Here is a 24,428-nt window from a genome sequence, read left to right as displayed (position 1 = left end):
AAACCGCCCCGGAGAGCGGTTTTTATTTTGATAAGAAATTATTCTCTGTTTTTTACCATTACCCATCCTGAGAACTTGAATGGAGTGTTCTTTTTATCATTTTCATTCCATGTTACAGAATACCAGTAGGTTCCTGTAGGAACTTTTTTACCGGCTACGGTTCCGTCCCATTTGAATCCGTTGGTTTTGTCAGCCTGATGGATTTTTGTTCCGTATCTGTCAAAAATACTCAATACAAGACTTTGTTTTCCTGATAATGCTGAGTAGTCTATTACGTCATTTATGCCATCTCCGTTTGGAGTGATCACATTAATAAGGTTAGGAACTACAACTGTTATATCAATAGGTTCACAATCGTAAGCATCTTTTACATATACCGTATGATCTCCTCTTGAAACATTGGTGAATATATTGGAATCCTGCCAGTTAATATTATCCATTGAATATTGGTAAGGAGGAGTTCCTCCGATAACATTTACAGTTATAGAAGTGTTGGCAATATCAATGCTTGAAACAACAGGTTGCTCGGAAGCGTATACTTTCACGTTCTGTAATGTGATACAGTCTCCCGTCTTTAGTTTCACCCAATAAGTTCCTACACCTACGTTGGTAATAGACTGGGTAGTGGCTCCTGTGCTCCACTCGTATCCGTTGAATCCTGGACCTGCATCCAGTGTGGTTTTATCCTCAACGCAGATGATCTTGTCCTGAAGTACACTCGAATAAACCGGAGAAAGTACAGTTAATGTTACTTTTGCGATTGAATAACATCCCTGTGCATTAAATACTTTTACATAGATCACTCCTGACGGTGCAGTATATGTCAGGAAGCTTAGAATTTCATTCGTTCCGTTTACTGCATCTGTTAAAGAAGGATAATATTTTTTAGTAGCTCCTGTTAAAGTCGTTACTGTAGCGTTGCTTAGGTTAAATGTTCCCAGCGAAGGGTTGGTTTCCAGGAAACAAGATCTTAAGGAAGTATCAGTTACCGGTACCAGCGGATGGAACTTCAGGGTAATCTCAGCTGTTGCTGTACATCCGAATTCATTGGTTGCCTTTACATATATTTTTCCCTGAGCGGAAACAAACTGATATATAGAAGGGCTTGTAATCTCATTCGTTCCTGCATTCAGGTCGAACATCGTAGGATAATACTTTAATGTATGGGTTGGTCCTGCTCCTATAGCGGCCGTAGTAAGGTCAAACATTGCCGTACCCGAACCATTATTACTACAGCTGGTAAGCGTAGCATTATTTAAAGTAAAACTGCCGTCCCTGAATTTAAATTTCCCGGTAATAAAACAGCCGTTCATAGGATTTGTTGGGTTCGCAGGATCCTGATATACAATTCTGTAATAGTAAACCTGTGTAAGGCTCACTACTTCTGACGTAACAGGGTTTCCTCCTGTAATAGCGTCGTTAGTGTTTTTATGATAAGATACTTTGAAATTTGGACTGTTTCCGTTGATAATTCCCGTACTTAATGATGTAAAATTGAATGGAGTAGCAAGTGAACATACCGTTACTTCATTCGGGTCGTTAGGGTTAGCAGCCGGAAGTCCCGGAGTAGTAAACGGGAACGGAGCCAAAGAAGGATCGTTGAATGCAGAACTTAAGCTTGCTGTACCTGTCCAAGTCAGGGAGAAGCCATCCGGTGAACTTCTGTAGTTGTCCACAACAAGATAATAAGTTTCACCGGCCTGTACTACCATATGAGGACTCCATTCAGCTTGGTTTCCTGCACTTCCGTTCGTGTTTGGCGGTGGTGGTGGCGGGATTGTCAGCAATAAGCCCGTATTTCCCTGAGATGAACCTGTTCCGTTGAAATTACATCTCAGCGGGGTTACAAAAATGTTATTGTTGTTCAATGAAGTACAGCCATTTGTTGTAGGGCCGTATACTGCAAAATCGTAGTCATCGGTATCAACGGTAGGATTAATTACAAATGCCAATGTTCCCGAAGTCGATGCCGTAAAAGTATACCATACCGAAAAGTGCTCATTATCCGTATCACTCAGACACGAATTGAGACCAATACCTTCCAGGACATTTCCCGGTCCTGATGGTGTATAAGAGATATCCGAGTTTCCGCAGATAGATATTGCACTAATACAATCTGATTGGGCATATAAGATGCGTGAACAGATGATTAGAAAAACGAGTAATGCTTTTTTCATAAAGGGGGATTTAAAAAAGACAAATATAAAAAATTATTAAAGTTAAATTAAAGTTTTTGTGATATATTTAATAGAAATGGGATATTATTATCTAATAATTCATTTTTCTCAACTTGGGATTTGTACCTGCTACAAGAAGAGCTACCAATACGGTCATACTTCCCCCGAAGACCACAGACCGCACTACGCCAAGCAATTTTGCCATCAGACCGCTCTCGAACTGCCCCATTTCATTGCTGGACATGATAAATATAGAATTCACACTCAGTACCCGCCCGCGGATATGATCCGGAGTTTTTAGCTGTACAATAGTTCCTCTGATCACCACTGAAATTCCGTCAAGCATTCCGCTCATAACGAGGAACATAAATGATAGCCAGTAAAGCTTGGACAAGCCGAAACCAATAATGCAGAGTCCAAAACCGGCAACCACAATAAGAAGTATTTTTCCCTGGTTTTTTCTTAACGGAACAAGTGCCAGCAAAGTAATAATGCACATAGAGCCTATATCTGAAGCCGCATTCAGAAGACCGAAACCTTCCGCTCCTGCATCTAAAATATCAGTAGCAAATACCGGGATCATGGCAACAGCCCCTCCAAAAAGAACGGCAAACATATCCAGGCATAATGCCCCTAAAATCTCTTTTGTTTTGAAAATATAGGAAATACCTTCCCGCATGCTTTCCACAACATTTACATTCTCTTTTTTATACTCGGAATGCTGCTGTTTAAGCTGCCCGAAAAACAATGATGCAACAAATATTAAGGAAATAATCACAACAAGAGTCCATTTTACCCCGAAATAGCCAATGAGAAGCCCTCCTACAGCATGTCCGCATACGGAAGAAATCAGGAAGGTGGCCTGGTTCAGGGTTACCGCATTCGGAAGATTTTCCTTTTTTACAATTTTCGGAATCATGGAAGGAACAATAGGTCCGATAAATGCCCTGGCAATTCCTGTGAAAAAGATAACACCATATATGAAATAAGTGATTTCATGACCGTTAAAGTGCATTTCGACATTGAAAAATGCCGGAATCAGAAGCAGGCCGATCAGGAAAATGTAAGCATAATTACAGATCAGAAGCAGACGCTTTTTTTCATTCATGTCAATAACGTGGCCTGCATATAAAGCACAGCTTACCGCAGGAATAACTTCTGAAAGTCCGATAAGGCCTATTGAAAAAGGATCTTTTGTTAACTGATACACCCACCATCCTAATAAAGTCGCGAGCATTCTGAAGGCTAAAACAATAAAAAATCTTCCCGTAAGAAGATTCCTGAATTCAACATTTTGCAATGTTTTTAACGGTGTAAAGGAAATCATGCACAAAAATAGCCCTAAATATTCATTTAAGGCTGTTGATATACTGGTTTTTTAAATGATAAATCAAATAAGTCCCGAAAGATAAAATCTATTTTAGTCTGCTCTCAGTGCACTGATCACGATGGCTGCAACACCTGCTGCACCGATTACGGTAGCACCCGCTGTTACTCTGGCTTTCGATCTGTCTTTTACAGCGGCTACATTAGATTTAGGGATAATCACTTCTGCACTGTCCTTTTTTCCTGCAGTTCCTATCAGGTTGTCGCCGTCAATGTTTCGGAATAGCATTTTCTTTTTCGGAGAACCATCTTTCAGGGTAAGAACATACATTTTTCCAGCCTGCAAATTAGAATAATTGTTTTTTGAAATATCCTCGCTGTATTTTGTGGTAGCACAGGATGAAATGACAAATAAAGAGGCTAGTAAAGATGATTTTAAAAGTACAGATGCTTTCATTATTATTTTTTATTTTTTCAAATTTATAATTTTTTTCGAATATATGTTTTTGGAATTGAAAAAATATCTTTAAAGTTTGTAAATTTCTAACTGATCTGCAATTTTTCTGTCATTCGCAAGTCTTGGGATTTTATTTTGGCCTCCCAGTTTCCCTTGCGATTTTGCATACTCATGAAAGGCGTTCTTTTTCAGCGTTGTAATCATAAGAGGCTGAAGAATATTTCCTGCAATAAGATCGTCGTAATAAGTATTTCTTACACGCAGCTGACGGTCCAGTTCACTCCTGAACAAGTCTAAATCCTCCGGATTTTTTTCAAATTCTATCAGCCATTCATGGTAGGGAAGTCCTTCTGCCGGATTTACCTGCGGGGCAAGGTGGAATTCTGTAATTTGAGCTGTATATTTTTCCAGTGTGGCTTTCATGGCTGCTTCCACTTCAAAAGCAATTACATGTTCTCCGAAAGCAGAAGTAAAATGTTTTGTTCTTCCGCTTACCAGTATCCTGTATGGATCTTTATCAATAAACCTTATAACATCACCTATTGAGTAAGCCCACAATCCTGAGTTCGTAGTAAGAATCAATGCGTAGTCTTTGTTAAGTTCCACATCTTTTAAAGTAAGTCTCCGGGCATCAGGTTTTCCATATTCTTCCAAAGGGATGAATTCATAAAAAATACCGTGATTCGTTAAAAGAAGAAGTCCTTCTTTTGTATAATCATCCTGAAAAGCAAAGAAGCCTTCAGAAGCGGGGAAAGTCTGTATAATATCAACCTTTCCGCCAAGCAGATCATTCATTTTATCACGGTAGGGTTCATAGTTTACTCCTCCAGTGACGAGAAGCTGCAGGTTAGGGAAAATCTGTTTAATCTTCTTTCCGTGTTTTTCCGTAAGTTTTTCAAAATACATCACCAGCCATGGCGGGATTCCGGAGATCAGGGTCATATTTTCATGTTCCGTTTCTTCAATAATCTTATCCACCTTGGCTTCCCAATCTTCCATCATATTGGTTTCCCAGCTTGGCAACCGGTTTTTTTGAAGATATTTAGGGATATGGTGCGCCACAATTCCTGAAAGTCTGCCTGTTTTTATGCCAAAATTTTCTTTTAATTCAGGGCTTCCCTGCAGGAAGATCATTTTTCCGTTTACGAAATCTGCATTGTTTTTCCGGGCAATATAGTGGAATAATGCACTTTGTGCTCCCGCCACCTGAAACGGTATTCCTTCCTTAGAAATAGGAATGTATTTTGAACCTGAGGTAGTTCCCGAAGTTTTTGCAAAATATTCAGGAGTTTCGGTCCAGAGAATATTGGCCTGCCCTTTTTTTACCCTTTCGATGTAAGGTTTCAGATCCTCGTAGTCGGCAACAGGTACTTTGTTTTGGAAATCCTCTGTAGAATGAATGTTTTCAAAATCATGCTCCCTTCCAAAAAGAGTTTTCTGAGCTGTTTTAACTAAAGACAGCAAAAGAGCCTCCTGATTTTTCACGGAGTTTTTTTTGAATTCCCCTGTTTTCTGAACGTGTTTTTTTGCCCAGGCCAGTGCCATATTTTTCTTGAAGAAATTTAACATGCCTCAAATTTATAAATAAGTACAGAATATAAAATTATTTTTCAACAGGATAGCCATAAAAAAACCGATGAATGAGTTCATCGGTTCTTCGAAATTTGATTATGAAAATAACAACTATATGTTAAAGTTTACTTGTTTGCTTTATACCTTTTGTCCGGAGTACCATCTTTTTTAAGGTGTTTGTTTTCCTTGTACCTTTTATCCGGAGTTCCGTCTTTTTTCATTTTGGCTGCAGGTTTTGCCGTTTTAGCTTCAGGAGCTTTTACTGTTTTTGTAGTCGTTTGATGAGGGGCTGCAGACGTTGCCGGAGCAGTTTGCTGTGCGGTTGCAAATCCTAGTCCTAGGGCCAGAGACATTGCTGTTAAAAATTTTTTCATGAGAGTACTGTTTGTTTTTCTTGAGTAAAGGTATACAAAAAACAGGCTGAAAAATCAGTAATTTTAATCCTTAACTAAAGTTTATTACTGCTTAAAAAAAACTTAAACTCAGTCTGTTAAAATAAAAAAGCCTGCTTCACTGAAGAAGCGGGCTTTCATTATAAGTATGAATAGTTGATTTTAACGTGTACAGTTGGCGGTCCATGTTTTACCGTCTTTCATGTATAGAATTTTCAATTCATTATTGTCAATTCTGATATAAGATGTGGCACTTGAGCCAACCATCACAAGGGTATGGTCACCCTGCTGCTGAAATTCCACTCCGTTAAGATCCGGAATGCTGTTCGAAAATGCAAAATTATATTTCGTTCCGCTGGCGATTTTTGTTACAAATACACTTCCGTTGTCTGTGCTGTTGGTAGTAGAACCGTCATTGTACGATATCTTTCCTTTATAGGTTCCTGCAAAAAAATCATTGTTTACAGGATCATCGTCACTGCTGCACGATGCAAAAGATAATGTGGCGACAAATACCAACATAAAAATTCCTAAAATTCTAATTGCTTTTTTCATAATCTTATTTTTTTAAAAGTTTGATAAGGTGGAATTTTCAAACACTGTGCCATGCCAGATTATTGATATTTTTTTAACTTTTAATTTAAATAAATTGGTAAAAAATTAAGATTTGGGTATGTAAATGTGGTAATAGTCTGTGTTTTCTGTAATCTTCTGTTTGTGAGAGAAGAAAAAAATATCCCTATCTTTGTGATCAGATAAACGATTTCGGAAACTTCCGAAATCGCTTTTGTCGTTCATATGATTACTATTTTATGCAGCTAAAACCTATTCATGAAAAATTTCTTCCCGACCTGCTTCAGAAAGAATTTGGAAAAGAAATCTTTACTCAGTTAGAAAAAAGCCAGCATATTTCCGTGAAAGGAAGTGCTGGATCTTCGGTTTCCATTTTTGTTGCTGAACTGTTTTTAACGCAGAAGAAAACCATTCTTTATCTGGTAGATGATAAGGAAGATGCGCTGTACGCCAATACTGAAATGGAAGACCTGCTGGGAAAGGACAAAGTGCTTTATTTTCCAGCAACCCATCTTGAACCTTACCAGATAGAGAAAACACAGAATGCCAACCTTGTGCTTCGTACGGAAGTTCTAAATAAAATTAATTCCGGAAAAGCCCCTAAGATTATTGTGGCTTACGCGGGAGCCTTATCTGAAAAGGTGTTGAAGAAAGAAGATTTTAAAGCAATTTCTCATCATATAAAAGTAGGGGATCAGCTGGATTTTGATTTTGTAGATGAGCTGTTGAACCACTACAACTTTCAGCAGGCGGATTTTGTGTCTGAACCGGGAGAATTTTCTGTAAGAGGAGGAATCGTTGATGTATTTTCCTATTCCAACGAGAAACCTTACCGTATTACCTTCTTTGGGAATGAAGTGGAAAATATTAAGACCTTTGATATTGAAACTCAACTTTCCATAGACAAAGTGAAAGACTTTCAGCTGGTTTCCAATATGAATTTTTCGGTAACCGGAACCAGGGTTTCATTACTGCAGCTGCTGCCTGAAGAAAGCTTTGTGGTTTCCAGAAATGGAGCTGTAGGAATGCAGAAAATCAGGACTTTTTATGAAAAATCATTAGAGAAATATGATACTTTAAATAAAGATATTGCCCACAGGACACCACAGGAACTCTTTATTTCAGATCAGGATTTCCTGTTTGATTTTAAGAAATTTAAAACCATTGATTTCGCCGGTACTCCCATCGAAGGCCTTAAAGAAATCACGGAAATAAAAATGGAACAGCTTCCGCAGCCGTCTTTTCATAAAAATTTTGAACTGCTGATAGAAAATATTGAAGAGAAGCAGGCGGAAGGTTTTGATACCTGGATTTCTTTTTCTACTGAAAAGCAAAAAGAAAGGCTGGAATCGATATTTGAAGAGCTGGAACATGAGCTTCCTTTTAAAAGCTTTAAATCTGAGCTTCATGAAGGTTTTGTAGATAACGGGCATAAAATTTTAGTATATACGGATCACCAGATCTTTGACCGTTATCAGAGGTATAAAGCAAAAAATACCTTTGCAAAATCCGAACAGCTGACCCTGAAAGACCTGATGTCGCTTAAAATAGGGGATTATATTGCCCACATTGATCATGGAATAGGAAAATTCATGGGATTGGTGAAGGTGAATAATGACGGGAAAATTCAGGAATGTTTTAAACTGACATACAAAAACGGAGACTTATTATATGTAAGTATTCACTCGCTTCATAAGATTTCAAAATATAACGGCCCCGACGGTAAAGAAATTGTGCTGAGTAAACTTGGATCTCCCGCATGGAAATCCCTGAAGCAGAAAACAAAAGCTAAAGTAAAGCAGATTGCCTTCGATCTGATCAGGCTGTACGCCGAAAGAAAAACAGCAAAAGGCTTTTCCTATACGCCGGATTCCTATCTGCAGAATGAGCTTGAGGCCAGCTTTATCTATGAAGATACTCCGGATCAGGAAAAAGCAACGATTGATGTAAAAAGGGATATGGAAGCAGATACGGTGATGGACAGGCTGGTTTGCGGTGACGTTGGTTTCGGAAAAACGGAAGTGGCTATCCGTGCTGCATTTAAAGCGGCAACCGACGGCAAGCAGGTGGCGGTTTTGGTTCCTACCACTATTCTTGCATTTCAGCATTACAGAAGCTTTAAGGAAAGACTGAAAGACTTCCCCGTTAATGTTTCTTATGTAAACAGATTCAGAACGGCCAAGCAGAAAGCTGAAGCATTAGAGGGTCTGAAAAACGGCAAAGTAGACATTATTATCGGAACACACCAGCTGGTAAGCAGTTCGGTTAAGTTCAAAGATCTTGGTCTTCTGATCATTGATGAAGAACATAAATTCGGGGTTTCTGTAAAAGATAAACTGAAAACACTGAAAAATAATGTGGACACCCTTACCTTGACGGCTACTCCTATCCCCAGAACGCTTCAGTTTTCACTGATGGCGGCAAGGGACCTTTCCGTTATTAAAACGCCACCACCGAACAGGCAGCCTGTTGATACACAGGTGATCGGGTTTAATGAAGAAATTTTAAGAGATGCTGTGTCTTATGAACTACAGAGAGACGGGCAGGTGTATTTCATCAACAACAGGATTGAAAACCTTAAAGATATTGCCGGACTTATCCAGAGGCTTGTCCCGGATGCCAGGGTCATTACCGGGCATGGACAAATGGAAGGCAAACAGCTGGAAAAGAATGTCCTTGATTTTATGGAAGGAAAGTATGACGTGCTTGTATCTACAACCATCGTTGAAAGTGGGGTGGATGTACCCAATGCCAATACCATATTCATTAATGATGCCCAAAGGTTTGGGATGGCAGATCTCCACCAGATGAGAGGTAGAGTGGGACGAAGCAACAGGAAGGCTTTCTGCTATCTTATTACACCTCCATATGATATGATGACTTCCGATGCGAGAAAACGGCTAGAGGCTATTGAGCAGTTCTCGGATCTTGGAAGCGGGTTCCAGATTGCGATGAAAGATCTTGAAATCCGGGGTGCAGGAGATCTTCTTGGTGCGGAACAAAGTGGATTCATTAATGAAATGGGCTTCGAAACCTATCAGAAGCTAATGCAGGAAGCGCTGGAAGAATTAAAAGATGATGCGGATTTTGAAAATCTTTTTGATAATGAGGAAGACAGGCAGAAATTGTTTAAATCTGTAAAAGATGTTAATATTGATACTGATCTGGAGCTGATGCTTCCGGACTTCTATATCTCCAACACAGAAGAAAGATTATTGCTATACCAGAAGATTGCAGAGATTGATAACGAAAAAGATCTCTATCAGTTTGAACTTGAATTGATTGACCGTTTCGGTGCTTTGCCGAAAGAAGCGGTAAACCTGTTGAAAAGCGTTGCATTGAAATGGCTGGCCGCTGAAATAGGTTTCGAAAAGATTGTCATGAAAAACGGAGTGTTCCTGGGGTATTTCCCTGCAAATCCTCAGGATAAATTTTACCAGACCAACAGGTTTAGGCATATCATCAGTTATTTAACCCAAAATCCTGCGGAAGCACAGCTAAAAGAGAAGATTGGCAAGGAAGGAAACCTGTTGATGATGAGAAAGGAAAAGGTGAAAAATGTAGATGAGGTTAATGTACTTTTGAAAACGATTATCGGACATCATTAAGAAGAAAACAGCTCTTTTTAATACGTGAAAAATAAGAAAGGCTTTAAAATTTACTTTTTAAGGCCTTTTTTTATGGAAAAAAAACATGATTTTTACCCATGAATAGTATAATTACTTCGGATTCTCAGCCATTTCAAAATCACAATATGATGAGAAAAAATAATGCTGTATTGGCGGCTGGTATTGGGTTCGGATGATGCCTGTCCTCGAAAGGAGATAAAAAAAGAATGTTTTGTAGTAATAATTCTACTTTTTTGTACATTAAATTCTATAACATAATCGCTTTATTTATACGGGTTTACAAAGTTGTAAATGGTTTTTTATAATTTAAATTCATAACTTTGCAGCCCTTATTATGAAAAGAATTATCTATTGTTGTGCGGCCGGGCTTTTATCGCTTTGTGTCAACGCGCAAGTGGGAATTGGAACAAGTTCTCCCAAATCCACTCTCGATGTCAACGGGAAAATTACCTTAAGAAAAGAACTTAGAGTAGGCGGTACATCCGACAATATCGGAAATGCAGGGCTGAACGGCCAGGTTTTGGTTTCGCAGGGCGAAGGACTGCCCCCTGTCTGGAAGTCGTTGAATGTTTCCTTTATGGAAGAAGGACAGTACAAACTGATCAATTCGTATTTGTCTTCGGATCAAGTGGGGATTACAACGCTTTCGAACGGTATTGCGGCGGACAATGTTTATAAAAACAATGTTGGAGATGATATTACGGATACATCAAAAGGAAAATGGTCAAAAATTACCGGGCTTGAAAACAATATTATCATTAAAAACGGAAGAAACAGGCTTACCTATCAGTTTCAGACCGGGATAGAGATGAAAGCTCCTGATGCAACAGCTTCCCAGTCTGTTACCTTTACCTGCGGGGTTTTCAGGAACGGAAGATTGGTAGCGGTGCGTCCTGATAAGATTGTCTCGAATAACAATACAGAAAAGTCAGGGATCCAGGATTATATTTTCACGCTTAATTATACAGAGCAGAACGTTCCTGTAGGTGCTCAAAAACTTGAGGTAGCGTGCAGAAAAATCAATACATCAAATCTGAGCTCGCAGTTTACCATTGGTCGCAACGTTTCTGATGTGAATACGGTTTCCAACGCATTTACGCTTGAATCTGTCATGAAGATAGATGTCATTGAATACGTTACTTATAAAAGCAATTAAACTATAATGAAAAATATTATTTCGATCCTGTCTTTAATGGCAGGGCTGTCTCTGTCTGCTCAAGTGGGAATCAATACGGACTCGCCAAAAGCAAAACTAGACGTTAATGGTGATGTTAATCTCAGAAATAAAATCGTTGTCCTGAACGTTACAGACAATACTTTGTCACAGGGTAATAATGATCAGATCCTTGTTTCTCAGGGAGAAGGATATCCTCCGATCTGGAAGTCGCTCCGGATTCCGGAATATGAACCGAATAAATTCTATCTGATATTCAATAATTCTTTCTCAGATACAACGGGAATAAAATTTACGAGTAGCGAGCAGTCAAGCATTGCAGCCAAAAACACTGCTTTTATTAAAGGAGCGGATATTTCCAGCCTTCCGGGATTTAAGAAAATCACAGACCTGTCGCAACCTATCAGTGTGTTCAGTAGCGAAAGTAAGACGTATTTCCAGTTTGAAACAGTAGTACAGGCTAATCTTCCCGTGAATGGAACGCCTGATATTTCCATAGATTATGCATGCGGTATTTTTGTAGATAACAAGCTGGTTAACCTCAGACAGAGAAATTTAAAGGCAAGTAGTGCCTCAAGTACTTTTATTACCCATAACCAGATCGGGATGGTGACCAATCTTTCCAAAGGACAGCATAACGTAAGTGTTGCCTGCTCAAGGCTGGGGTCCTACAGGACAACAAGTGATGTTGTACTGGCTATAGGAATCAATGCAGATACCAATATCAACAGTTTTATTACCCAGTCTTCCCTGAAGGTTGATGTATACGAAATTCCTCAGGTGTTTAACCCTATTATAAATTAATTCAGGCATGAAAAAGATTATTAAAATATTATTATTGCTGTTTGCCGCATGGATACCTGCGCAAGTTGGGGTGAATACTCCGAATCCCGTTAATATGCTTGATGTAAATGGAGATTTAAACGCCAGAAAAGAACTGAGAACGGGTGGGACCAATCTGTTGAAAGGCTCAGCCGGGGCAGCGGGAACTATTCTTCATAACAATTCAGAGCTGAATATAAATGACTGGAAAAGTATAAAAATTGCGGACGGACAAGGAAGTATGTCTGTATTTTCACTGAATACTGTTGCCGATCAGACTGGAGCTTCCTTTTCTTCTCCGAACGGGGTTACTACCCCTTACACAGAAGGTACGGCAATTTCTTCTGCCTGGACGGTGCTTCCGGGAACTGTAGATACTTTTTCTATTACCAATGGAGTCAATAAAGTAGCTTTTACCTTTCAGACTACAGCCCAGAAAACAGGAAACGCCAACGCCTCTACCGGTTTTGCATGCGGGATCTTTGTAGATAATGCCCTGAGAGCGGTTAGGACTGATGTATTGATAGGTTCCGAAGGAAGCTATAAAATCTTCAACCTTAATGCAACGCTTGTGAATCTGATGCCTAAGAACAATTACAGCGTAAAAGTAGCCTGTACGAAAAGAAACCTTAATTCAGGAACGTTGGGAATCGGAAGGGCAGTAAACACAGATTTCCTGAACAATGAAATGTCTCAGTCTGTTCTTACAACATCCGTATTGCAGCCTTATTAATTTCAGGATTCATCATAAAAAACCTAAAAGCAAAATGTTTTTAGGTTTTTTTTGTAAAAAGATAAAGATTGTTATGAATTTGTTGAATAAGTAAATGTTTTCGTCAAAAAAATGAATTATATTTGTCAACTCACTAAAATATTTTTTCATGGGAAAAAACTATCTTTTTAAAATCGTTGCCGGAGTACTTTTCGGGTTGATGGTTTCATGTAACAATTCTTCTGATGATCAGTTCGAACCCAGCGCCAATGACGGAGGAAACGGGAATACACCAACTCCTCCTGCCAGAGTTTTGGAAAAGATTACGGTAAACAATAATGTTCAGGAAGAATATACAGTTAACGGCACTGTTTTTCAGAAAGGAATGCTGAGAGACGGAACCACCAATAATTATTATACAGGTACGGTAACGTATTTCAATAATAAAATCGGTAAAATAAAATTTATCGGAAGCCTGGCCGGGAGCACTACTTATGAGTTTAGTGTAAGTGAAGACAGCAAAGGCAATGTATACAGTGCAACATGTACCGGAACTGCTTCCACATTGATAGATTCTTTCGTAAGCGATTACACGTTTACTTATGATGCTACAGGTAAAAAACTGGTGAAAATCCTTGAAAAAAGAAAAGTATCCGGAAATACGGCATACAGCTTATTCACAGAAAGTACTTTTACCTATAACGGAGATAATATCTTTAAGGCGGAATGTGCCAGAGGAACACTTACTGGAACAGGAGCCCCGAATATGGCTACAGCCAAGATGACGGTTTACAGCTACCAGAACTATGATTCTAAAGTGAATCCGTTCTCTACACTTCCCAAAACTTTCTTTACAGCATGGAGTCTCGTTCGTCCCGAGAATTTTTACAGAATTTCTCCCAACAACCCGACATCGGTATATGTAATGCCGCCAAGTCCTGCACCTGGAGTAAATACACCTATGACGTATCTGTATGATGCCTATAACTATCCTGTTTCGGATAAAGATCAGGTGCTGAAATATGTTTACAGAACTTTATAAGAACCAATTGATTATCGGTTTTACTGGAATATAAATAAAAACATAACTTTTGTTCAAAAAAAAGTTATATTTGTCAAAAAATAAACAATTACCTGGAAATGAAACAGCTTTTCTATTTTATTTTATTAATCGCAGGATTTTCTTCAATACATTCCTGCAAAGACATGCTAGACGAGGATGGGGATCCGTTATTGGATCTGAACGATACGGGAGGGCTTCATGGCCCGAGAGCATTATACAGAGAAATTACAGACAAAGATACATTAGCAGAATATCAATACAGTGGGCTTTTGGTAACAAGGGTGATCACCGATAGTGCTTCAATTACGAATATCGCATACAGCGGAAACAAAGTAAGCCAGATTACCTTTAATGGTTTCCTGGACCTTGATGGTAATGGAAAACTGGATAAAGACAGCGTTTCTTACAGTCAGTTGTTTACTTACGGACCAAACGACAAACTGCAGATTATTTCTGAGAACCGTTCCGTGTTTAGAAGACCTCCACCTGTACCACCGGCAACCAATCCAGGGCCTCAGACTCTTTTAAGAAAAACAAAGACCCATTACGAGATAAAGTATAACGCTTCTACTGCAAAGCTGGATTCTATCATAATGAAAAATGGGCCTGATGTTCCCGGAACATTTAACTATATCAGTTATTCCAAAACAGGGTATACTTATTTAGGTGATAACGTATCCAGAGTGGTAAGAAATTACGGGCCTATGGCCGGAGGGGCAATGGGAAGACCTACCAGCAGGTTTGCCTATGACTTTGTAAATTACGATACTCAGATCAGTCCGTTTACATTGCTTCCTACAGTGTATAAAATTTCAAGACTTTTATCAACTGATTCGAATGATATAGAAAGTCATATCCTGTCTCCGAACAATCCTAGGAAAAGGTCTGTGACAGATCTTTTACCTCCTATACCGTCTCCAATCAACTGGACAACCAATTATAACTACGATCCACAGACTTATATGACGAAAGGATATGGTGTCAACTATATTTACAAGCCTTTCTAAAGATAAATCTTTAAAATACAGGCCCAATCTTTTGTAAGATTGGGCTTTTTATTTTTTATCCCTTAATTTTGCAAAAAATTTCTCAATGAAATATTTAATAGTCGGGCTTGGGAATAAAGGCCCTGAATACGAAAACACACGCCACAACATAGGATTTAAAGTAGCTGATAAAATTGCAGAAACGCTTGAAGCATCATTTAATACCACCAACTTCGGATGGATGGCGGAAGGAAAATATAAAGGAAGAAAAGTGTTTGTTCTGAAACCGGATACCTATATGAACCTGTCCGGAAATGCAGTGCGATTCTGGATGCAGAAAGAAAATATCCCGTTAGAGAATGTACTGATTATTACCGACGATCTGGCCCTTCCATTCGGCACATTACGGATGAAAATGAAAGGCTCTGATGCCGGCCACAACGGATTGAAAAGCATTAATGAAATGCTTAATACCCAAAACTATGCAAGGCTGAGGTTCGGGATTTCTGCTGACTTTTCCGAAGGACGCCAGGTAGATTATGTACTGGGAATCTGGAATGAAGAAGAATCTGAAAAACTTCCTGAAAGAATTGAAAAATTCTCTAAAGCCAGTCTTTCCTTTGTATTTGCAGGGATCAATAATACGATGTCTGCATTCAATGGGAAATAGAAAAAGCACATAAATTACAGACAAGTTTAAAATAAAGACCATCGGAGAAATCCGATGGTCTTCTTTTGCACTTTTAAAAATTAATTTCCAATCTAACTATAACATGATGTTCATGTATATGTAATAAATGTGCAGATTTTTAATTTTTACAGCCAGGTTACAACCCCTGTTTCAACATCATAATTAGCTCCGACTATTTTAATCTTACCTTCATCTTCAAGCTTTTTAAGGGTTGAGCTTTGTGTACGGATATCTTCGATTGCACTTCTTACATTTTGATGATTTAATCTTTCCAGAAGCGAACTGTTTTTTGATGAGCGTTCTTCACCTTCTTCAATAATTTCATTGATAATTGGATCGAAATGATTAATTAAGTGGTTCAGATTATCCATTCCCATTTCCTGAATTTGTGCTGCGTCCAGTCCCCCTTTTAATGCCCCGCATTTAGTGTGTCCTAAAACAACAACCAGCTTGGAACCTGCAACGTTACAGCCAAATTCCATTGAACCTAAAATATCCTGATTGATAAAATTACCGGCAATTCTGATGCTGAAAATGTCTCCTAATCCCTGATCGAAGATAAGTTCCGCAGAAGTACGGCTGTCGATACAGCTTAAAACGACTGCAAATGGCCATTGCCCTTCGCGTGTGGCATTTACCTGCTCTAAAAGATCCCTGTTGGCCTTCAGATTATTGACAAATCTTTGGTTCCCGTCTTTTAAAAAGTTTAATGCTTTTTCAGGAGTAATAGTAGATTGAGTTTCGTATGTATGTGCTTTCATATGATTTTTTTATTCTTTTTTAAGTTAAAAATTTTGGTTTTGAGCTTACATAGCTCTTCTGTGAGTAATAAGAATGTGAGAATCTTCATCTGTTTCATAATCTTTGTATGAAGTTTTGAAGCCTAACAGCTCAACGTTGATGTCTTCCTCTTTTGCCCTGATATTGGCGAAATCCTGGATCATTTCCAGCACGTCCGTGGCAATATATGAAGTTCCTCTTGCGTCTATCGTTACGGTAGAGTTAGGTTTGACGTTTTTCAACGTTTTTTTGATCGCTGCTTTGTTAAGGAAAGAAACTTCCTCAGCAAGTTTAATATTAATTTCATCCGCATCATTCAGCTTTTCCCTGCTCAGATAGTAGGCCCGTTTCATATTTCCCTGAAGGATATAGAATATCGAAATGGCCAGACCGATACCTACCCCCTTGAGAAGATCGGTAGCCACCACCGCTACTACGGTAGCTACAAACGGGATGAACTGGAATTTACCAAGGTGCCAGAAATGTTTGAAAGTCGCAGGCTTTGCCAGTTTGTATCCTACCAGGATCAGTACCGCGGCAAGAGTCGCAAGTGGGATTAGATTAAGAATAAACGGAATACTAAGCACACAAACCAGAAGCAGTACCCCATGAATCATGGCAGACATTTTTGAAGTAGCCCCTGCATTGGCATTGGCAGAACTTCTTACCACTACAGATGTCATGGGCAGCCCTCCGATAAATGAGCTGATCAGATTCCCGATTCCCTGTGCTTTAAGCTCAAGATTGGTATCCGTAATTCTTCTCTGCTTATCCAATCTGTCCGATGCTTCGATACAAAGCAGCGTTTCAATAGAAGCTACAATGGCAATGGTTGCCCCCACTATCCATACCTTTGGATTGGTGAATCCATTAAAATCAGGCATCGTAACAAGATTTTTGAAATCATCCAATGATTGGGGGACGGGTAGTGAAACCAGATGCTGGCTACCGATCGCCAATGAGCTTCCTGACAGTTTGAATGCTTCGTTTAAAAGTATCCCTGCTACTACTGCTACCAGTGCTCCCGGAAGCATTTTCATTCTTTTTAAAGCCGGAATTTTGTCCCACGCAATAAGAATACCTACTGAAACCAGCGTTACCAGGATAGCTCCCGGATGTACGGCTCCTAATAGTTCTGTAAAATATCCGAAATTTAGGCCGTTATCAAAAATAGATTCGTGCCCCTCGTAATCTTTATCAAATCCCAGGGCATGTGGGATCTGTTTTAAAATAATAATAATACCGATAGCGGCAAGCATCCCCTCAATAACGTTATTCGGAAAATAATTGGATATACTTCCGGCTCTGATAAACCCTAAAACCAACTGGATAAGCCCGGCAATAATTCCGGCACAAAGGAACAGTTCAAAAGCGCCCAGATCTGTAATAGCCGTTAAAACAATGGCCGTAAGACCTGCAGCTGGCCCTGATACTGATATATTTGAATTACTGATAAATCCTACAACTAATCCGCCTACTATACCGGCGATCACACCGGATAATGGCGGTGCTCCTGATGCTAAAGCGATTCCGAGACATAATGGAAGCGCAACTAAGAATACAACGAGCCCTGAAGGGAAATTCTCCTTGATTCCTCCTATAAATGATGTTTTTTTCATGTTGTTTTTGAAAAATACTATAACCGATTGATCTGTCTTTAGATAATCAATTATAAAAGATTGGAAATTTAATTTTTAGGCATGCGTATCCGATATCAGTGTTGATATGAATACTATAGTTTGGCTATACTTAAAATTAAGCTTCCGGAGGCGGAGAAAATATGGTAAGTAGGGGCGACAGATGAAAGGAATCATCGATCAGCTCAAAAGACACGCCCTGAAGGTCAGGTTCGGAAAACTTTACATAATCGAATACGTCTAAAGGTTTCGGAAGGGTCTTTTCATAAACAATAAAAGAGGATGGGTGAGAATGTGGTTCTTCTTCATTGATGATTACATTGGTCCTTGCAATATCCCAGCCAGCAACCGCAGCAATGCCCGGCAGTGCTGTGAAGTTCAGGAAAAGGGTCAATACAATAATACTCCAGAATTTCATCTTACATTCATTTTTTAGAAAAACTAGTCTGTTTTTCTGCTCATTACCCAATCGGAACTTGTAAGGTTGTAGATTTTTTGGATGTCTTTGAGGATTTTCTCGAAATCAATCTCCAAATCAATAATCTTACCTGTTCTAAGGTCAAATACCCAGCCGTGTACAATAGGATACTCTTCTAAAATATATCTTTCCTGTACGCAGGCCATTTTGATCACGTTGATGCACTGCTCCTGAACATTCAGTTCTACAAGCCTGTCATAACGCTTTCCTTCATCTGCGATAGTATCCAGTTCAGCCTGGTGCAATCTGTAAACATCACGGATATTTCTCAACCAGGGATTTAATAATCCCAGATCCTGAGGAGTCATTGCTGCTTTTACACCTCCGCAGTTGTAATGTCCACATACGATAATATGTTTTACTTTAAGATGTTCTACTGCATATTGAATCACTGCTGTGGAACTCATATCTAAAGTATTGACAACATTAGCAATGTTTCTGTGAACAAAAACTTCGCCGGGTTTTGCACCCATCAGTTCTTCCGCTGTAGCTCTGCTGTCTGAACATCCGATGTACAAATAATCGGGGTTCTGAGTTTTTGCCAGCTCATGGAAGAATTCCGGATTGTCTGAAACTTTTGATTCTACCCATTTTCTATTGTTTTCGAAAATAACTTCGTACGATTGTGACATAAATTAAAATTAAAAGGTTGTAATTATTTATTTCGTTTAAATTATTTTCAAATTCAATAGATCAAATCAATAATGATACAAAAATATAATTTTTGCGGTAAAGACAAATACTTTTAACAAAGTTTAATATTAAAATATGCTTAAAATCATATTTAAATTGCCTGTTTTAATAGTATTTCTTCACAAAGCAGGACTGAAAACCAAATAATTTAAACTCAAAACTCACATAAAATTACAAACTATAAATGATAAAATTGAAAATACAGATTAAAATATTATTAATTCTATAAAAAAACCGCCACAATTTGCATTGTGACGGCTTAATTTACAGGTTGTAGCTATTATTCTTTAATAATTTTCACTACTGTTTCAGAATTGTTGATTCTTACTACATAAGCTCCTGATACTAAAGATGAAAGATCTGTACTTTCGTTTTCAAATTTCCCTGATTTTACCAGCTGGCCGGACAGGTTGTAAATCTGATAATAATATTCTTTAGCGATATCATTTCCTTTGATGTACAGCATATTCTTCACAGGATTCGGGAAGAACTCAAGTTTGTTCTGAGTTACTTTTTCCACAATCACTGATTTTGCAAGAACATTTGTTGCTTTAGCTAAAGCATTTGGCGCAACAGGAATAGCAGACGGTTCGTATCTTCCGATTTCTTTTCCATTGGCATCGTATTTAATTTCGGCGCAACGGCAGGACATCGCTGCCTGAGGGCGGAAACCGAATGTTGGCGTTAAGAAATAATAAGGATTGGAAGTTGTTTTAAATAACATTCCTAAAGAACTTCCACCGCCACCTTGGTTGGCAGATGTCCAGATACCGGAATACTGGAAAGCTTTTAAACCTGAGGTGCCATTAAGATAATCGCTCATCGCATTACCTCCGTTGAAACCTCTTATACCAGTATTAGGAAACAAACCTATATTGTATTCTGGTCTGTTTAATATATATCCATAAGCTACAGCTCCTTTTCCTGAATAATAGGCATATAGAGTACCGCCGATATAGTTATATTTAGCCGGGTCATAATTTTCATACTTCACCATTGCATTAATATCTCCCGGATCTATACCATAAGCAGTATTAAATTGCTTATTATAGAACCAAGGTGTATTTCCTTTTGAAATAAAATTACCGAGGATAATCCCAGTGGAAACGCTTTCAAGATCTACTACTCTCCAGCCTGCAGGACATGGATCGTATGCAGATTTTTCGGTAGCATGGCCCCATCTTTCCGGCATGTTTCCATTTTCATCAGACACCCAGTCTAATTTTGCCGCATCGGTTTGATACAGATAATTTAGTGGGTTGTTAACAGAATACTTTACTATTTTCTTCAGTTTATCTGCTTTTGAATCGGATGTTGAAACATTAGCTGCAGCTGAATATGTAGGGTAAGCCTGAGTATAAGAAGTTAAATAATCTGATTCAGGCATATTGGCTGCATAAGGTATTGCCCCTGTAGTAACATTGGCAGGGTTATTTTGTCTGAATACATTATAGGCAGCGTAATTGGTTCCGTAGTTATAGTAAGACGGCCCCGGATTGTAAAACACTGGCAACGGATCTTTTCTTCCCCATTGATAGTGTAAGCCACCACTTTCACTTATTTGAGCTAATCTGGCTAGTGTGGCAGGATTTCCTGTAGGAAAACTAGCTGTAGTAGGAGCAGCAAGACCTGATGCAAATACAGAACCGGAAGGTTCATAAATATGCTCATTCACCAACTTATCTCTGGCTCCGAGATCCCTGTCCATAAAGGTCGTTTTCATAGGAACACCTGCACTGGTCATCGGATCTACAAACTGCTCGTTAGCAGGAATAACCCCTCCGTTCCCAGCGTTTTCAGGATCTACATCATACTTTGTGATGACAGTTCTTGGTGCCCATATATGCCAGCTCCATAATACCGGATCATTATGCTTGTTTGCTGACCAGGTTCCAGTACCCATGTGGAACGCAACCACAGCATTACCATATGTTTTTGAATTTAAGGTAACTCTTAATATGGCATTCTCTATAGGGCCGTCTCCACCTACAATTTCCATTGTTTTGATCAGACTTGTATTAGTGGTCCAGACTACAGATGAGGTTTTCGTTCCTTCTGCCGGTAAAGAGAAGTCCGTACTTAAATGGAGCTTATACATTGCATATGCCTTTCTTAAAGGAATATCAATAATTCTGTCATTATCCCTGTTTGGATCTATATTATTTCCGTTTGGATTGGGTGTTACCAGGTCAGAATTGGTATATTCTACATAACTGTTTGGAAGTTTGGTCCATGCCTTTAAAGTTTCAGTAGAATAGATCTCGCTTCCTGAATAAACATATTGAGTGTCAAATTCCTGCGACATAGAAGCGGCGTTAGGATCATAAATACAACGAACACCACCATTGCCTGTATAAGCACTGCTTGAGAATCTGTGCCATCCCGGTCTTGGCTTGGATCCGCTTAAAGGATCTGATATTAAAGCCAACCCGGCAGCTCCAAATGAAGGGTAACGTACCCCATTGATAACCTCGGAGGCAGTCATAAATGTAGAAGTTAATAAACCTCCATCAGCACTCTGGTCCTGGAAATTGAGAACCGGTGTAATCCATCCTGTTCCATATTTTAGAGGTCCAGTTGCGTTAGGGTAGGATTCATAATTTCCGTTGATTGGGAATTTGCCCAGATTCATTCCGGAAACACCTGAGAAATCGAACCCAAACTGAGGATAAACCTTTATACCCGGATAATCGGCATTCAATGAAGTTGCATTGAATTCAGGATCAACAGTATTGCCGGTATGTTTTCCCCAAGGGCTATATCTGTTTTCATCAGGCATTGGAGTAGAGGAGTTTCTTCCTCCTGAGAAGTAGCTTGAAGGGACTCTCCAGTTGCACGGACATGGATCATATGGTGATTTCAATGCGTATCTGGTACTGGCTTCCCCCACAACAGCATCGTCTATATCGGAATAGTTACCCTGACGTGTATCTCCCCAAAGGTCCCATGCAATAATGTTTTCACGGTAAGGAGGCTCATATTTTTTATATTTTTGTTTTGAGAACCATGTGGTGATTCCTACCGATGTCCAGCTGTCATTGCTGTTTTGCTTTAAAAAGTCTTCGCCATCATTTAATAATGCCTGATCTTTTTTAGCCACATAAATTGGGGTAGCAATAAAGCTGATCGGGTTTTGGATAGAAAATCTGATGTTTCCGTTAGGAGTATCCGTTCCCGTATTAATCTGGGAAGAGTATTTATTACCTCTTACCTTGATGAATTTAGACTGGAATGCCGGATCATTATAATTTAGATTGACCTCTCCGCTAATAGGGTACAGGCTTAAGTCTTTCAGCCCGAATGGCGGGAACGGGTCTTTTCTTCCCCACTGATACTGCAGTCCGGCGGATTTGTGCCATTCATTTCCTACAAAACTTCCATTGGTAGCCCCAAGGTTTCTGTCCATCCATTTCCAGTTCGTTACGACATTTCCGCTTTTATCTTTTTCGAAACCGTGGTGATAAGTACTTCCGTCTTCAGGATCGTCGGTAACCCATACGTGCCATGACCAGTAGATCTTATCATCTACTTTGTAAGATATTACTGCATTACCTTCTTTTACCTTATTGACCATTACTTTGATCCTGGCGTTTTCTCCTGTACCTTCTAAAGTAACTGATTTTATAAGTCCAGGCTCATCTTCCCAGTATAGTCCTGCTTTTGCAAGCCCCTGCTCGGGAATAGGAGTATAATTGCCTGTATCGTCCTTCATAAAATCGCCACCTTTGGACCACATTTCGTGGGCTTTTTTCACAGGAATATAAAGACCGTCTACATTGGCATTATTATTTTTCTTATCCTTACCGGTGAAGATATAGCTGTTCGGTGCTTTAGTCCAGTCGGCATAGTCAGACTGGGCACCGGAATTAAGGGTAAAGCATGCAACAGGACATTCCTCCGTAGTAGGGTTAGTGAAAATTCCTACATACTTTATAAATTTATTGATCTCAGTTTCTATATCCATTAAAGGTCTTGAAGGGCCGTTCCAGCCGGCGATCACTTTTCTGTTTCTGATGGCACCCACGCCGTATATTGAGGCCTGAGACGTATTGCTTAAAGAAAAGTTTTCTGAACCTGGGCCTCTCTGTTTGTCATTGAGTGGAGGATATCCATAATCATTAGTAGTATTATAATTACTCAACGCAGTAAGAGAAATATACTGTCCGTTAGCTTTATAAACTCTTAGCCCTGTGATCTTACTTATAACAATAACAACAGGCTGCTGGTTGGCAAAAACATCACCCAGCTTTTCATTGATATAATTGTAAAGATTATAATATCGGTTAACAAGGGCATTAGGATTGGTAAAATCCAGATAACCTCTTCCCCAGGCTTCTCCTCCTTCTTCCGGAGGCAAAAACCAGTTACTGAAGTTAATAAAGAAACTTTCGTTTGAGAATTTTCCTGCAAACATATAGACAGGATCATGATAGGAGAACTCGAAAGGACTTGTATCACTGTTCTGGTAAATAAATTTTTGGGAACTTGCTATGGTAGCAAGATTATTAGGGTTGGTAATGTTAACAACCGGAGAATTGACGTTGGCATTATCCAATGCTGCATTTCCTTGGAAAGATAAAACAATGTCATCCAGTTTTCTTACCAGGTGCTGGGAGGTCACCCTGTCTTTTACTCCCGAAACGGTTCCGTTGGAGTTGTATAAAACGGTTCCGTTTTTTTTAGGTGTAAATAAAATAGTGTACTGGTTTTCATCCAGATCACAGTTGGCGTAAGCATAATTCGATTGCTTGTAATGGCTTACGGTTTTATCCCATACGATGGACTGCCAGTTGGTGATGGTAGCGTCCGAGCTTAATTCAACCTTAACGGAATGCGTATTCAAAGCCGATTGAGGTAATTCAAAATTGGCTGTAAGCTCTTCATTGTAATCATAGTTACCTGCAAAAGTTTTACACCACAAAGAGACCCAGTTGTTTTGGGAATCCTTGTACTTGATGGTAACTTTTACATCTCCGGCGGTAGTGGGCTTTTGAAAGTTTCCTTTCATTACCACCAATCCCTTCTCATTCACATTTTGTGAAATGACGATAAGAGGATCCAGTTCATAGACACTTAGAGGCAAAGGTGTCATATGCTTGAATCCAATACTGGTCTCACCAGGTCTGGGGACAGTTGCTGTCCTTGCTACTGCATGAGACGATGCAATACAAAGTACTGCAGCAAAAATCTTTAAAGTCGATTTTTTTTTCATACGTATAGAATTAAAAGTGTTTTTATGAATGAATAGTAAGATATTCGAATATGC

General features: G+C 39.1%; 18 protein-coding genes. 7 read left to right on the top strand and 11 right to left on the bottom strand.

Going from position 1 to position 24,428, the window contains the following annotated elements; all coding sequences use genetic code 11:
- Positions 1-38: 38 nt before the first annotated feature.
- The 6 genes from ACM40_RS02640 to ACM40_RS02615 form a co-directional block, all read right to left on the bottom strand.
- Positions 39-2,177, bottom strand: coding sequence for a T9SS type B sorting domain-containing protein (locus ACM40_RS02640; RefSeq protein ID WP_048501272.1), 2,139 nt, complete (start codon positions 2,175-2,177; stop codon positions 39-41).
- A gap of 91 nt (positions 2,178-2,268) precedes the next feature.
- Positions 2,269-3,504, bottom strand: coding sequence for an MFS transporter (locus ACM40_RS02635; RefSeq protein WP_048501271.1), 1,236 nt, complete (start codon positions 3,502-3,504; stop codon positions 2,269-2,271).
- Between the two features lie 93 nt (positions 3,505-3,597).
- The gene (locus ACM40_RS02630; RefSeq protein ID WP_048501270.1) at positions 3,598-3,960 is read right to left on the bottom strand and encodes a hypothetical protein; all 363 of its coding nucleotides are present in this window, start codon (positions 3,958-3,960) and stop codon (positions 3,598-3,600) included.
- Between the two features lie 69 nt (positions 3,961-4,029).
- Positions 4,030-5,529, bottom strand: coding sequence for a GH3 auxin-responsive promoter family protein (locus ACM40_RS02625; RefSeq protein ID WP_048501269.1), 1,500 nt, complete (start codon positions 5,527-5,529; stop codon positions 4,030-4,032).
- Positions 5,530-5,657: 128 nt separating this feature from the next.
- Positions 5,658-5,906 (bottom strand): hypothetical protein, encoded by a 249-nt coding sequence (locus ACM40_RS02620; protein WP_048501268.1) that lies wholly within the window; start codon positions 5,904-5,906, stop codon positions 5,658-5,660.
- Between the two features lie 180 nt (positions 5,907-6,086).
- Entirely contained in the window at positions 6,087-6,479 is a 393-nt protein-coding gene (locus ACM40_RS02615) for a hypothetical protein (RefSeq protein WP_048501267.1), read from the bottom strand.
- A 257-nt stretch (positions 6,480-6,736) separates the two neighbouring features.
- Between ACM40_RS02615 and mfd the strand changes: the two genes are divergently transcribed.
- From mfd to pth, 7 genes are all read left to right on the top strand, one after another.
- Complete coding sequence (mfd, locus tag ACM40_RS02610) at positions 6,737-10,105, top strand: transcription-repair coupling factor (protein WP_048501266.1); 3,369 nt, start codon at positions 6,737-6,739, stop codon at positions 10,103-10,105.
- A gap of 355 nt (positions 10,106-10,460) precedes the next feature.
- A complete protein-coding gene (locus tag ACM40_RS02605; protein ID WP_048501265.1) occupies positions 10,461-11,282 on the top strand; it encodes a hypothetical protein in 822 nt (273 codons plus the stop codon).
- A 6-nt stretch (positions 11,283-11,288) separates the two neighbouring features.
- On the top strand, positions 11,289-12,104 hold the full coding sequence (locus tag ACM40_RS02600) for a hypothetical protein (RefSeq protein ID WP_048501264.1): 816 nt from the start codon (positions 11,289-11,291) through the stop codon (positions 12,102-12,104).
- Positions 12,105-12,111: 7 nt separating this feature from the next.
- Positions 12,112-12,855 carry a hypothetical protein gene (locus tag ACM40_RS02595; RefSeq protein WP_048501263.1) on the top strand — a complete coding sequence of 248 codons (744 nt, stop codon included), beginning with the start codon at positions 12,112-12,114 and terminating at the stop codon, positions 12,853-12,855.
- A gap of 148 nt (positions 12,856-13,003) precedes the next feature.
- Complete coding sequence (locus ACM40_RS02590) at positions 13,004-13,876, top strand: hypothetical protein (protein ID WP_048501262.1); 873 nt, start codon at positions 13,004-13,006, stop codon at positions 13,874-13,876.
- A gap of 98 nt (positions 13,877-13,974) precedes the next feature.
- Complete coding sequence (locus ACM40_RS02585; RefSeq protein ID WP_048501261.1) at positions 13,975-14,904, top strand: hypothetical protein; 930 nt, start codon at positions 13,975-13,977, stop codon at positions 14,902-14,904.
- An 85-nt stretch (positions 14,905-14,989) separates the two neighbouring features.
- A complete protein-coding gene (gene pth / locus ACM40_RS02580) occupies positions 14,990-15,553 on the top strand; it encodes an aminoacyl-tRNA hydrolase (RefSeq protein ID WP_048501260.1) in 564 nt (187 codons plus the stop codon).
- 146 nt (positions 15,554-15,699) lie between these two features.
- Here the strand turns inward: pth and ACM40_RS02575 are convergent, their stop codons facing one another.
- The 5 genes from ACM40_RS02575 to ACM40_RS02555 form a co-directional block, all read right to left on the bottom strand.
- Positions 15,700-16,335 (bottom strand): carbonic anhydrase, encoded by a 636-nt coding sequence (locus ACM40_RS02575; protein ID WP_048501259.1) that lies wholly within the window; start codon positions 16,333-16,335, stop codon positions 15,700-15,702.
- A 45-nt stretch (positions 16,336-16,380) separates the two neighbouring features.
- On the bottom strand, positions 16,381-17,973 hold the full coding sequence (locus tag ACM40_RS02570; protein ID WP_048501258.1) for a SulP family inorganic anion transporter: 1,593 nt from the start codon (positions 17,971-17,973) through the stop codon (positions 16,381-16,383).
- Positions 17,974-18,109: 136 nt separating this feature from the next.
- Positions 18,110-18,409 carry a hypothetical protein gene (locus ACM40_RS02565; protein WP_048501257.1) on the bottom strand — a complete coding sequence of 100 codons (300 nt, stop codon included), beginning with the start codon at positions 18,407-18,409 and terminating at the stop codon, positions 18,110-18,112.
- Between the two features lie 23 nt (positions 18,410-18,432).
- Positions 18,433-19,101 (bottom strand): carbonic anhydrase, encoded by a 669-nt coding sequence (locus ACM40_RS02560; protein WP_048501256.1) that lies wholly within the window; start codon positions 19,099-19,101, stop codon positions 18,433-18,435.
- A gap of 341 nt (positions 19,102-19,442) precedes the next feature.
- Positions 19,443-24,374, bottom strand: a complete 4,932-nt coding sequence (locus tag ACM40_RS02555; RefSeq protein WP_048501255.1) for a T9SS type A sorting domain-containing protein — start codon at positions 24,372-24,374, stop codon at positions 19,443-19,445.
- Positions 24,375-24,428: the final 54 nt, after the last annotated feature.

The organism is Chryseobacterium sp. BLS98 (genome assembly GCF_001045445.1).
In the GTDB taxonomy this organism is placed as follows: Bacteria; Bacteroidota; Bacteroidia; order Flavobacteriales; family Weeksellaceae; genus Chryseobacterium.
This window is presented reverse-complemented; position numbering and strand designations above follow the sequence as displayed.